Consider the following 13,812-nt stretch of genomic DNA (forward strand, 5'->3'; position numbering starts at 1 on the left):
GCTTGTTAATATGTGCTATAAATTTATTTTTAAAAGCATTGAAATGAAGTTTCTCTTAGTTATCTTGAGTTATCAACATACTTATATTTTGTTAAAGGATTAATTTCTAAGAGTTTTTGTATTTTAATTAACAACGGTTGACAACCTGAAATAGATTCATTTTGTAGATAAGTTCATATGTTGATATTTGTTGAAAATGGCATTTTTGATATTGATAACTTTTCCAAAAATTCCTCAAACTTTATTAGGTTATTTCATTTGCGTTTTGGATTAGGTTTTTTTTCGACACAACCAAAAAAAACTTCTTATTTTCTATTCTAACTTATTAACAAATAATGTTAACTTAAAGTTAATTGAATATCAACGAATTACGAATTGCTATTAACACTTCAAAATTTTAACAAATATTATGATTATTCTTTATTGGTAATGAGATAGTTACAGAGTTGTTAATAATGTTAATAACTGTTAAGATTTTGATAGTATGATAGTTACAAAATTTGTTTTTTTGACTGATTTTACGAATGTGTATCAATTATAATTGAGATGATTTATGGAATGTTTATAAGTGAGCAGAAAAAAGAAATTCGTGAAAATTGATGTAATTCGTGGCAAACATTTATTAATTGAGTAAATTTGTACCACACAACTTAATAGTATAGAAAAAATGAAAATTTCGATAGGAAATGACCACGCAGGACCGGATTACAAAAAAGCAATTGTTGCAATGCTGCAGTCAAAAGGATATGAAGTAACCAATTATGGGACTGATACAGAGGCTTCTGTAGATTATCCTGATTTTGGCCACCCGGTTGCAAGTGATGTATCTGAAGGTAAAGCTGATTTTGGAATTGTAATCTGCGGCAGCGGAAACGGAATTGCAATGACGGCTAACAAACATCCAAAAGTGAGAGCTGGTTTATGCTGGACTAAAGAAATTGCTTATTTAACACGTTTACACAACGATGCTAATATTGTAAGTATTCCGGCTCGTTTTACCTCTATTCCTCAGGCAGTTGAGATTGTTGAAACCTTTTTAACAACTGAATTTGAAGGCGGAAGACATCAAAACAGAGTGAATAAAATTGCTTGTCAGTAAAAAGCCAAAAAAATTCGGTGCTTCGCACCAATACTAAATATATAAGCCGGGTGGATTTTTAAAATCCATCCGGCTTTTTGTTGATTACATAGTTATATATTTAATTTACTGACTGAATTTACGTTAATTAGGTAAACTTACTAACTGAATTTACATTAATTTAGTCAATTAACTGACTGAATTAATGTTTTTTTTATATTTGTATCCTAATTATAAGTCAATTAGAATGAAAACGTATTTAAAAAGAGCGCTTGTGAACGAGTTTAAGAAAAAGGTACTACCTAATAAGGTTTTAATTTTGCTTGGAGCCCGTCGTGTTGGCAAGACAGAGTTGATCAAAAGTTATTTGGAAGAAATTTCATCTGATACTTATTTGCAGCTTAATGGAGAAGATATTAATGATGTAGCTTTATTAAAAGAACGTTCTGTTAATAATTATAAAAGATTATTGTCGGGTATTGATTTACTGGTTATTGATGAAGCACAAAATGTTCCGGAAATTGGAATGATTCTTAAATTGATTGTGGATACAATTGAAGGAATTAAAATTATAACTACAGGATCTTCAATGTTTGATTTAAGTAATAAGTTAGGCGAACCTCTGGTAGGAAGAAAAAATACAATTTACTTATTTCCATTAGCGCAAATAGAATTCTCTGAAAGGGAAAACTATAAACAAATTCGTGAAAATTTAGAAGAAAGATTACTTTTTGGTGGTTATCCAGAATTGATTCAATATGATAACTGGGAGGATAAAAAGGACTATCTTTTTGAAATTATCAACTCATATTTATTGAAAGATATTTTAGTTTTTGAAGGGATTAAACATGCTGATAAAATTTATGATTTACTTCGTTTGGTTGCTTATCAGGTTGGTAAAGAAGTTTCTATACAAGAATTGGCTAATCAGTTACAGTTGTCAAAAAATACGGTTGCGAATTATTTAGATTTACTTTCTAAAGTGTTTGTTCTTTTTAAAGTAGAAGGATTTAGCAGAAATTTACGCAAAGAAATTGTAAAGTCAAGTCGTTGGTATTTTTATGATAATGGTATTCGAAATGCTGTTATTAACAATTTTAATACTCTAGCTCTAAGAAATGATGTTGGTGGTTTATGGGAGAACTATTTAGCTTATGAACGAATTAAAAAACAGCAATATCTTAAAATTAAAACCAAAAATTATTTCTGGAGAACTTATGACCAGCAAGAATTAGATTGGTTAGAAGAAAAAGGAGAAAAGCTGGAGGGATTTGAATTTAAATGGAGTGAAAGTAAAAAAGTAAAAATTCCAACAGCTTTTGCAAAAGCGTATCCTGATGCTGCTTTTGAAGTGATTAACAAGAGTAATTATTTAGATTTTATTAGTTAATTTTAGATAAACCAATACAATCTGAATGAAAAAAATAAACGAGAATTTTATAATAAAAGAAGATTTACTCGTTTTATGTCTAAAGAATAACATGGCTAAGAACAATCCAACTGTGCCGCCAATGGCTTCCAGAAAAAACAAGGTGTTTTCCGGGATTCTTCGTTTGTTTTTCCGGGCTTGATATTTATCATATCCCGCGAGAATAAAAACGGTGATATTTACAACTAAAAAATACGTTAATAAAACTTCCATTGGCTAAAAATTAAAAACAAAGATATTATTTTAGCGGAGTGATTGATTAATCTAATGTCGATTTTGAAAGACAGATTATCTCATTTTCTAATCCAGAAATTATTTCATTATAAAGTATGACTAATATTCAATTTATTGCCAAGTCTGTTCCAACAGCAGCAATTAACATTCAAAACACGGTAAAATTACTAGAGGAAGATTGTACAGTTCCGTTTATTTCCCGTTACCGAAAAGATACAACCGGAAATCTGGACGAAGTTCAAATTGAGCAAATTGCGAAACTTCAAAAGGAATATGAAACGATTGTAAAACGCAAAGAAGCGGTTTTGAAATCTATTGAAGAACAAAAATCGCTTACGCCGGAACTGAAACAGAAAATTGAACAAAGTTTTGATTTACAGGAGATAGAAGATTTTTATTTGCCTTTTAAAAAGAAGAAAAAAACAAAAGCAGATGTTGCCCGTGAATTTGGTTTAGAGCCATTGGCAAAAATCATTATGTCAGAGAATGATGTTGATGTTGATTTTATTTCAACACAATACCTGAACGAAAATGTGATTAATGAAGAAGCTGCCATGCAGGGTGCACGAGATATTATTGCAGAATGGATAAACGAAAATATTTATGTTCGTAAACAATTGCGAAGATTGTATCAACGCAAAGCAGTGATAGCAACTAAAGTTGTAAAAAAGAAGAGTGAAGAAGAAGGGGCTCAAAAGTTCAGTCAGTATTTTGAGTGGGAAGAGCCATTGACAAAAGCGCCTTCACATCGTTTATTAGCAATGCTTCGTGCTGAAAATGAAGGTTTTGTAAAAATGAAAGTGGATGTCGATTTAGATGAAGCTTATGATATTATTGATGAAATCATCATTAAAAAACAAAACAGTACCACCGCACATTTACAGTTAGCGATTGAAGACAGTTACAAACGACTGCTAAATCCTGCTATTGGAAATGAGACTTTACAGGAGGCAAAAGCAAAAGCAGATGCTAATTCAATCCAGGTTTTTGCAAACAATTTAGGACAGTTATTATTAGCGCCGCCTTTGGGTGAAAAACGTATTTTGGCTATAGATCCCGGATTTAGAAGCGGCTGTAAAGTGGTTTGTTTGGACGAAAAAGGAGATCTGTTGTATAATGAAACGATTTATCCTCATGCGCCTCAAAATGAGGAAACCATGGCAATCAAGAAGATACGTTCTATGGTAAATGCGTATCAGATTGATGCTATTTCTATTGGAAATGGAACTGCATCGCGTGAAACAGAGTTTTTCATTAAAAAAATAGCGTTCGACAAACCGTTACAGGTTTTTATTGTTTCTGAAGCAGGAGCGTCGGTATATTCAGCATCAAAAATTGCGAGGGAAGAATTTCCAAATTATGACGTTACGGTTCGTGGATCGGTTTCTATTGGAAGACGACTTTCAGATCCGCTGGCCGAATTGGTAAAGATTGATCCAAAAGCAATTGGAGTTGGACAATATCAACACGATGTGGATCAGACGAAATTAAAAGAAGAATTAGACAATACGGTAATTCGTTGCGTAAACTCGGTTGGAATCAATATCAACACGGCGAGTAAACATTTATTGAGTTATGTGAGTGGAATAGGAGAGAAGCTGGCTGAAAATATCGTTCAGTATCGTTCCGAAAATGGTCCTTTTGAGGACAGAAAACAACTGAAAAAAGTGCCTCGTTTAGGAGATAAGGCTTATCAGCAGGGTGCGGCTTTTATTAGAATTACAAATGCTAAAAATCCGCTGGATAATTCGGCTGTACACCCGGAAGCATATCCAGTTGTTGAAAAGATGGCAAAAGATCTAAAACTTTCGGTAAATGAATTAATTGCTAATAAAGAGAAAACAGCCCTTATTAAGGCCGAAAATTATATTACTCCTCAAATTGGGTTATTAACTTTAAAAGATATCATAAAAGAGCTTGAAAAGCCTGGATTAGACCCGAGAAAGTCGGCTAAGGTTTTTGAGTTTGATGCCAATGTAAAATCGATAAAAGATTTGAAAACCGGAATGATTTTACCTGGAATTGTGAATAACATAACCAACTTTGGCTGTTTTGTTGATATTGGAATTAAAGAAAGTGGCTTGGTTCACATTTCTCAGCTAAAAGCAGGATTTGTGAGTGATGTAAACGAAGTAGTAAAACTACATCAGCATGTTGAGGTTAAGGTTACCGAAGTTGATGAAGACAGGAAGAGAATTCAGTTGACGATGGTTTTGTAAAAAATCCAATAAAGAAATTCTAAATTTCAAGATGGGATTCAAATTAAGGAGGTATCATAAAAATTAAAAAAGTCCCGAAATTTCGGGACTTTTTTATGCATTTTAACAATTATTTTTTGATTACTTTTTTGACTGATTTTCCAATTTCATTCGAAATTTCAAACATATAAACTCCAGCTGCTAAATGCGAAATATTTACAGTGGTAGATAACGTTTTCAATTCTTTAGAAAGAATGACTTGACCATTAAGAGTGAAAATTTTTAAATAATTGTTATTTGATGAATTCAATTCAATTGTAACAAAATCTTTGGCTGGATTTGGATATAATTTCAAAGATGTCTGAGTTTCAAAATCTTCTGTTCCAAGTGTTCTAACTTCTGTACAAGTACTTGTTGAGGTACAGCCATTTTTGGTTATTTCGACAGCATAACTGCCATTTTTTATTGGCTTAAATGTAGAATTTGTTTCATTTGAAATAACGGTATAATTACCATTATCACAAATTAACCATTTGTAAATAGCGCCAGTTTCAGCAACTGATAGGATTCCGTTATTATTTGTAACGGTCAAATTAAGACTTTTTACTGTTACAATTTGCGTTGCTGTTGCGGTATTGTTATTGGCGTCTGTTACTGTCCATGTTACAATTGTATTCCCAATAGGAAAAGCTGTGGGCGCATTATTCGTTACCAATGCAACAGTGCAATTATCAGAGGTTACAGGTGTTCCCAGTAAAACATTTGTTGCAGTACAATTTGAAGTTGTATTTACGGTTACATTTGAAGGTGCAGTAATGATTGGAAGCGTTACATCTTTTACCGTTACAATTTGCGTTGCCGTTGCGATATTGTTGCTTGCATCTTTTACTGTCCAGGTTACGGTAGTATTCCCAACCGGAAAAACAGTTGGCGCATTATTAGTTACTGAAGCGACCGTGCAATTATCAGAGGTTACAGGTGTTCCCAGTAAAACATTTGTTGCAGTACAATTTGTATTAGTATTGACTGTTATTGATGCTGGAGCTTTTATTGTTGGCAAAGTGACATCTTTTATCGTTACAATTTGTGTAGCAGTTGCAGTATTATTATTGGAGTCTTTTACTGTCCATATTACAGTAGTATTGCCAATTGAAAAAGCGGTTGGCGCATTATTAGTAACCGAATCAACAGCACAATTATCGGAAGTTATTGGATTTCCTAAAAGAACTCCAGTTGCAGTGCATCCGGAACTTAGATTTACAGAGATATTTACAGGAGCTACAATTGTTGGACTTTCCAAATCTGGGATTAAATTTATTTTGAAGGTTTTTGTTACCGTTGTTAAATCGGCATCTGTAACGGTGCATGAATAATCTCCAGCAGTCAACTCAGTAATTTTGGATGTTTTTTCTCCGTTAGACCAAAGATAGGTGTATGGGCTTCTTCCTCCATAAACGGCTATTGTAGCAGAACCTGTAGAACCTGCACAAGTGATGTGAGTTGGCGTAATCTCCGAGGTTAGTGGTGTAGGAGTGTAAGTTCCTTTTAGTCGAATTAAAGAAGCAGAATTAGTATTTCCTCTGTAAGCAGTAAAATCTCCGCCTATTGTTATTTTACCATCGGATTGCAGATTTATAGAATTAACAGAAGTAGAAGAAGAACTATTAAATTCTGATGCTCTAGTGTCTATGCTTCCATCAGCATTTAAACGAATTAAGTGTACAGATTGGTATCCTTGGTAGCTATAAAAACTACCGCCAACTATTATTTTTCCGTCTTTTGGCAAGGCTATAGATAAAACAGAATTGCCAAATCCAGATCCAATTTTAAAGGAGTTGTCTTTGCTCCCATCAGCATTTAAACGAATTATATAATTTTGATTCGCCCCTTGAAAGTAACTAAATTTACCACCCACAATTATTTTACCATCAGTTTGTACAACGATAGAATGAACATCGCCTATTGTATAAAGGCTACCAAATCCAGTTCCAATATTAAAAGAACTGTCCTTACTCCCATCAGCATTTAAACGAACCAAATAGTTTTGGCTAACCCCTTGGTAGTTTTTAAATTTACCACCAACAATCAGTTTACCATCACTTTGCAGAGCTACAGATAAAACAGGAGCATCAAATCCAGTTCCAATATTGAAGGAGGTATCTACAGTTCCATTAGTATTTAAACGAATTAGATATCTAGAAACAACCTTTTGATATTCAGTTATATCACTTCCTATAATTATTTTTCCATCAGGTTGAACTACAATTGAATTAACACTGTCTGAGTCATCATAAGCACGGATGAAACCACTTCCTGTGCTAAAAGAGTTGTCTTTGCTTCCATCAGCATTTAAACGAATCAAGTTTTTTTGAGGAATACCTTGATAAGCATTAAAGTAACCACCCACCATTATTTTTCCATCTGTTTGAATAGCTATAGATTTAATGATACCTTGAGTACCATTATAAGAATAAAAAAAACCGGAGCCAATATTGAAAGATGTGTCAATGGAGTTGTCCGTATTAAAACGTATAAGATTACTTTGAAGAGTTTGTTGATAATTAGTAAATTTACCACCAACTATTGTTTTTCCGTCGGTTTGTTGCGCAATTGCATAAACAGTACTGTTAAATCCATCTCCTGTTTCAAAAGTAGTATCTCTGCTTCCATCACTATTTATAGATAAAATATTATTTACAGTAATACCTTGGTAATCATTAAAATATCCTCCTGTAAATATTTTTCCATTTTGCTGCACAACAATAAAATTAATACGATCTGTTTGCCCGATTCCATAACCAGTTCCTATATCAAAAGAAGTATCTTTGGTTCCGTTAGAATTTAGACGAATCAAATGATTTTGAGAAATTCCTTTATAGTAAAGAAATGCACCCCCAACTATTATTTTACCATCAGGTTGTAAACCTAAAGCCGTTACAGACGGAGCAAATCCAAACCCTGTCAATATATCAAAAGTTTTGTCTCTTGAACCATCAGGATTTAATCGTACTATTCCATTTTGAGTATCATTAACATATCTCATAAAATATCCACCTGCTACAATTTTTCCATCAGGTTGTAATACAATACTATTTACTGTATCATCAAATCCTGAAGATACGTTAAAGGAAGCATCTTTACTTCCATCTGTATTCAAACGAATTAGATGGTTTTGAGATACTCCCTGAAATTGAGTAAATTCTCCACCGACAATTATTTTTCCATCATTTTGTAAAACTATAGTTTTTACAGTAGAATTAAAACCAGTTCCAATATCAAATGAAGTATCTTTAGTTCCATCAGCATTAAGACGTATCAAATATTTAGTAGCGATTCCCTGATAACCTAAAAATCCTCCTCCAACTAATATTTTACCATCTTTTTGTTTTACCATGGCAAGTACGGTAGAAATGCCATTTGGATTATCCATAAAACCAGTTCCGCAATTAAATGTAGCATCTTTGCTTCCGTCTGAATTTAAACGAATTATATAATTTTGTGGGAATCCTTGAAATTTTGTAAAAACACCTCCCAGAATCATTTTTCCATCATCTTGCAGAATAATTGAAGATATATAATTAGAATACATCGAGTTACTAAAACCAGCACCAATATTAAAACTTGTATCTTTTGTACCGTCTGGATTCAAACGAATTATATTATTAGAAGAATTGTCTCCTCTATAGGAGCTAAAGGCACCCCCTATTAATATTTTTCCGTCTGGTTGTGTAGCTGTACATAAAACACTGCCATTTGAGAATCCCTGATATGATCCATATTCATGTTCAACATCAATTGAATTTTGGGCATCAATTGTTAAGAATTGTAAAAAGAAAAGTAATAAGAGTAAAGGTTTTTTCATATAAAATAGTTTTTCCAAATATAAGGATATTTACATACAACTTTTCTTATATAGAAAAGGCTATCACAAAAAAATCCCAAGCTACACTGTAACTTGGGATTTTAAAATTTTATAAAGCAGTAAATTATTTTACTTCTTCCTCTTCTTTTTTAGCAGCAGGAGCAGATTGATCGTCCTTAGCAGCATTTTTGAATTCTTTAATTCCGCTTCCTAAACCTTTCATTAATTCCGGAATTTTTTTACCTCCAAAAAGTAATATCACGATACCTACTATTACAAGGATTTCTGTAAGACCTAATCTTCCCATGATTGTTATATTTAATGCCGAAGCAAATTGTTTTCTAAATTTTAAGCAAAGGTATATAGAAATATACGAACAAGAAGTCTTTTTAGATTAAAATATTTGTTTCAGGCAGCGTTAAATATTTTATAAAATAGTAAAATAAGTGTATTCGTTCATTTTTGTCCCGCAGCAACTAGACGATTAATTGTTATATTTGCTCGTAATAAATAACCATAAATGACCAGGAAAAAGTTCAATTTCAGGAAAAGTTTATTCATTAAGAACCGATTGGTAATTTTGAATGAGGATACTTTTGAAGAAATTTTTTCGTTCAAACTTAATTTAATGAACGTTTTTGTGACGTTTACTTTGGGTGGAATTTTTTTGATTTTAATTACTACTTTCATCATTGCTTTTACACCTTTGCGCGAGTTTATCCCGGGGTATTCTTCCTCTGAATTAAAAAAGAATGCGACAGAATTAGCCATAAAATCAGATTCACTTGAAACTGCTTTAAAGAAAAATGAGGCCTATATAAAAGGGATTCAGAAAGTTTTAAGAGGAGAACTGGAATATGCAAAATTCAATAAAGATTCTATTTTAGCAGAAACAGCTGAGCCTTCGGAGGTGGATATGAAAGCTTCGGAAGAAGAAATTAAATTAAGAGAAGAAGTAGCCAAAATGGAGAAGGAGTCGGGTGAAAAATCCCGAAATAAAAAGAAAAGTGACAAGAATTAATACCTCAAACAATGTCTATTAAGTCAGTAGCAGCAAAATTATTTGCCAGCACCATATATTATCAAACTAAGGCCTGGGCCAATAAACCGGTCGAAACCCAACAAGTTGTATTTAAGAGTTTAATACACAGTGCCAAAGAAACTCAGTTTGGAAAAGATCATCATTTTGATAAGATAAAAACAGTTCATGATTTTAGAAAACGCGTGCCTGTTCGGGATTATGAAGATTTAAAGCCCTACATCGATAAGGTGAGAATGGGGGAAAAAAACATTCTTTGGAAAGGAAAACCGCTTTATTTTGCTAAAACTTCCGGGACAACTTCCGGAGCCAAATACATTCCGCTTACCAAAGAGTCAATGCCTTTTCATATTGAAGCATCCAGAAATGCGATTCTGCATTACATTTATGAAACTGGAAATGCTGATTTTGTTGATGGTAAAATGATTTTCCTTCAGGGAAGTCCTATTTTAATTGAAAAATACGGAATCAAATTTGGAAGATTGTCAGGCATAGGGGCACATTTTGTACCAAAATATCTTCAAAAAAACCGAATGCCATCCTGGGAAACCAATTGTATTGAAGACTGGGAAACTAAGATTGACGCCATTGTTGAGGAAACGATTGAACAGGATATGACTATTATTTCGGGAATTCCGTCATGGGTCCAGATGTATTTTGAGCGTTTACAGGAAAAAAGCGGCGGTAAGAAAATCACGGATTTGTTTAAAAACTTTCAATTGTTTATTTACGGAGGTGTAAATTACGAGCCGTATCGTGCCAAGTTTGAAAATCTGATGGGAAGAAAGGTAGATAGTATTGAACTGTTTCCCGCTTCAGAAGGCTTTTTCGCGTATCAGGATTCTCAAAAAGAAAAAGGGATGCTGCTGTTGCTGAACTCGGGAATTTTTTACGAATTTATCAAAGCAGATGAATTTTTTGAACCAAATCCAAAAAGTCTGACCATTGGAGAAGTAGAGACTGGTGTTAACTATGCTTTGATTATTTCGACAAATGCGGGGCTCTGGCGTTATAATATTGGAGATACAGTACAGTTTACTTCCTTATTTCCACACAAAGTTATTGTTTCGGGTCGAATCAAACACTTTATTTCAGCTTTTGGAGAACATGTGATTGCAAACGAGGTCGAAAATGCGATGAAAGAAGCCACGCAAGGAACCAAGGTTGTAATTAATGAGTTTACAGTTGCCCCTCAAATAAACCCTTCAAATGGATTACCGTACCATGAATGGCTGATTGAATTTGAAACAGAACCCGAAAATATGGACGCTTTTGCAGAAGCAATTGACAGTTCGATGCGAAAACAAAATATTTATTACGATGATTTGATTACAGGAAATGTTTTGCGTAAAGTTGTGGTAAGTAAAGTTTCCAAAAACGGATTTCAGGACTATATGAAGTCACAAGGAAAATTAGGAGGACAGAATAAAATCCCAAGATTATCAAATAATAGAGATATTGCTGATAATTTAAAAGTAAAAATATAATGAAACAACAGTTTAGTAACACTGATGTTTTATGAAAGTATAGGTTTTAATCACTACTTTCGTTGATTGAAGAATACAAATTAAATCTTCTTCCTAAGAAGATTTTAAAATAAAATAAGCATGAAAGAAACCAAACATATATCAAGATCAAGAGCACAGGAATCGTCTGCCGCTATAGAAAAAATGTACATTACAATGCGTCACTTATTCAACCGTGGTTTTTATAAACCAATGGGAGTTTCAGGAGATAGCTTACGTGAATCATTACTGGCATTACGTCCGGAGATATACGGAAATATAGGGGAAGAAAAAGTAGAACTTAATGGTCTTTTATACGTAATAGAACGTCTTCCGATAGGAATTGAGCAATGTCGTTTCATTAATTTAACTTCAGACGAAGGATATTCTAAATCACATTTTCAACCCATTGTTCCTCCAAAAAGAAGAAGAAACTGTTATCGTATTGATGAGGAGCAAATGAATGTTGAAATCACTCGCGGGCGATCAGACATTTATGATATTCTAACGCATTTGACTTTTATTTTCATCGAATCACATAAAATTAAAAACAGAGTTTTATTAGATGATGGAGGAGAGGTTTCCCGCGATTGGATGAAATTAGAACAAGCCGTATTGCAAACCAAGAAGCTTTCTCAAATAGAGAAAGAAAAAGCAATTTCGCATGTTGCTAATATTCTGGCAAGAACTTTTGAAGAAGTTTTAGACATTTATGACGCTTTTGGATCAGAGAATGCTCCAGATCGTTTCCTTCACGTTATTTACTGGTTAGGAAAACTGGCGATTGAAGAAGTGATTGACAATAATAAACGTACTATTACTTTTAGTCCGGTTTTAAGAGAACGTTTAGGGCACCATATTCACGGTGAAATCTGGGCAACGAACATCAAGGAAGTTCTTAAGGCAAACAATCTGTTAAAACGTCCAATTCATGTGATTAGTGCAAATATGCACAGTGTGATGAATTCAATTTTTGCAACACCGTTGTTGAAAACAAAATTCAAGGAGAAGTCTGATTTTTATATTTATGAAGAGTTAAGTAAATCAGGTGCCAAAGAAATTAGAGGAGTTGTAGAAGAGCTGGCGTTAAAAAACGGAATGATTTCGCTGCCGGATAGCTCTGGAACGAATATAGATGTTCAGATTTTTGATACGGCTAAAATTGACTGGGGAAAAACAGCCTTCCCAAAAGCAAAATTAGAAGAAGAAAAACCGGTTATTATTGTAATGGATTATGCATTTGGAGAACAGGCGTATGAAACGATTGATGAACTTTTGAAACCGTATAAAAAAGATACCTTATTGAACGTAAAATCGGTTTCGATAATGGGTAAAGCCGGAATTCTGGAAGGTGGAAAAGGAGATATTATGATTCCTACTGCACACATAAATGAAGGAACTGCGGATAATTATTTCTTTGAAAATGAATTAACAGGAGCCATGTTTGAAGGAAATGATATTGCTGTTTTTGAAGGAGCTATGGTTACTGTTTTAGGAACATCATTGCAGAACAGAGATTTGTTGAAATTTTTCCACGAATCTACCTGGGGTGTAATTGGTCTTGAAATGGAAGGTTCTTATTATCAGAAAGCGATTCAGTCTGCTTCAAAAATCAGAAAAAGTGTGCCACATGATATTAAAGTTCGCTATGCTTATTATGCATCAGATAACCCATTGGAAACAGGTAGCACATTAGCTTCAGGTGGATTAGGTACAACCGGTGTAAAACCAACGTATTTGATTACCATTAAAATTTTAGAGCAGATTTTCAACGTAAAATAAAACTTATAAATGAGTACAAAAGTATCCCAAAATCAAGAGGATCAGGAGATTGACTTAGCCTTAATTTCAAAAAAAGTAAACCATTTTTTTCAGAGAATTGATACCTCTATTTTTAGGGCTATTCAGTTTTTTATTCGAAACTGGATTTTGGCAGCAGTACTCATTTTGTTAGGTTTTTTGGCGGGATGGTATTTTGATGCCAATCGAGAATCGTATGATAATAAAATTATAGTTGCACCAAATTTTGGAAGTGTAGATTATTTATATGCAAAAATTGACTTAATTGATGCAAAGATTGCTTCCGGAGATACTGTTTTCTTAAAAAATATTGTTGGAATCTCAAAGCCAAAAATAATTTCAAAAATTGAAATTAAACCAATCTCGGATGCTTTTAAATTTGTAGAAGATAAAGAACAAAATTTTGATCTTATAAAATTAATGGCCGAAGATGGTGATATCAATAAAGTATTAGTAGACAACGTTACAAGTAAAAACTATACTTTTCATACGATTTCATTTATTTCTAAAGAATTAGTAGATGATAAAGAAGTTATAGAGCCGTTATTAAAATACTTAAATAATTCGGAATATTTTAGTTCGATTCAAAAAATAGGATTCAAGAATTTAGAACAGCAAATTGCTCAAAATGATACCATTATTGCTCAGATAGACCATGTTTTGAAAG

The 13,812-nt window shown here is 33.1% G+C and carries 10 protein-coding genes; 7 read left to right on the top strand and 3 right to left on the bottom strand.

The window, feature by feature from the left end; genetic code table 11:
* Positions 1-667 precede the first annotated feature (667 nt).
* Both rpiB and JO950_RS18560 read left to right on the top strand, forming a co-directional pair.
* Positions 668-1,099: a ribose 5-phosphate isomerase B gene (rpiB, locus tag JO950_RS18555; protein ID WP_202703970.1), complete on the top strand. Its 432-nt coding sequence runs from the start codon at positions 668-670 to the stop codon at positions 1,097-1,099.
* Positions 1,100-1,325: 226 nt separating this feature from the next.
* On the top strand, positions 1,326-2,468 hold the full coding sequence (locus JO950_RS18560) for an ATP-binding protein (RefSeq protein WP_202703971.1): 1,143 nt from the start codon (positions 1,326-1,328) through the stop codon (positions 2,466-2,468).
* Here the strand turns inward: JO950_RS18560 and JO950_RS18565 are convergent.
* Entirely contained in the window at positions 2,451-2,720 is a 270-nt protein-coding gene (locus JO950_RS18565; protein WP_202703972.1) for a DUF1294 domain-containing protein, read from the bottom strand. The genes JO950_RS18560 and JO950_RS18565 overlap by 18 nt on opposite strands.
* Positions 2,721-2,836: 116 nt before the next feature.
* On the opposite strand from JO950_RS18565, the gene JO950_RS18570 reads away from it, so the two are divergent.
* A complete protein-coding gene (locus JO950_RS18570; RefSeq protein WP_202703973.1) occupies positions 2,837-4,960 on the top strand; it encodes a Tex family protein in 2,124 nt (707 codons plus the stop codon).
* A 109-nt stretch (positions 4,961-5,069) separates the two neighbouring features.
* On the opposite strand, the gene JO950_RS18575 is transcribed toward JO950_RS18570, so the two are convergent.
* Both JO950_RS18575 and JO950_RS18580 read right to left on the bottom strand, forming a co-directional pair.
* Positions 5,070-8,801 carry an HYR domain-containing protein gene (locus JO950_RS18575; RefSeq protein WP_202703974.1) on the bottom strand — a complete coding sequence of 1,244 codons (3,732 nt, stop codon included), beginning with the start codon at positions 8,799-8,801 and terminating at the stop codon, positions 5,070-5,072.
* A 124-nt stretch (positions 8,802-8,925) separates the two neighbouring features.
* Entirely contained in the window at positions 8,926-9,108 is a 183-nt protein-coding gene (locus JO950_RS18580) for a twin-arginine translocase TatA/TatE family subunit (protein WP_202703975.1), read from the bottom strand.
* Positions 9,109-9,321: 213 nt separating this feature from the next.
* Here JO950_RS18580 and JO950_RS18585 point away from each other — a divergent pair, with 213 nt between their 5' ends.
* From JO950_RS18585 to JO950_RS18600, 4 genes are all read left to right on the top strand, one after another.
* Positions 9,322-9,822 carry a peptidase gene (locus JO950_RS18585; protein WP_202703976.1) on the top strand — a complete coding sequence of 167 codons (501 nt, stop codon included), beginning with the start codon at positions 9,322-9,324 and terminating at the stop codon, positions 9,820-9,822.
* 11 nt (positions 9,823-9,833) lie between these two features.
* Positions 9,834-11,327, top strand: coding sequence for a GH3 auxin-responsive promoter family protein (locus tag JO950_RS18590; RefSeq protein WP_202703977.1), 1,494 nt, complete (start codon positions 9,834-9,836; stop codon positions 11,325-11,327).
* A gap of 120 nt (positions 11,328-11,447) precedes the next feature.
* Complete coding sequence (locus tag JO950_RS18595; RefSeq protein ID WP_202703978.1) at positions 11,448-13,127, top strand: hypothetical protein; 1,680 nt, start codon at positions 11,448-11,450, stop codon at positions 13,125-13,127.
* A 9-nt stretch (positions 13,128-13,136) separates the two neighbouring features.
* On the top strand, positions 13,137-13,812 hold a 676-nt coding region (locus JO950_RS18600; protein WP_202703979.1), incomplete at its 3' end, for a hypothetical protein.

The sequence above is a fragment of the Flavobacterium sp. UGB4466 genome, from assembly GCF_903469665.1.
In the GTDB taxonomy this organism is placed as follows: domain Bacteria; phylum Bacteroidota; class Bacteroidia; order Flavobacteriales; family Flavobacteriaceae; genus Flavobacterium; species Flavobacterium lipolyticum.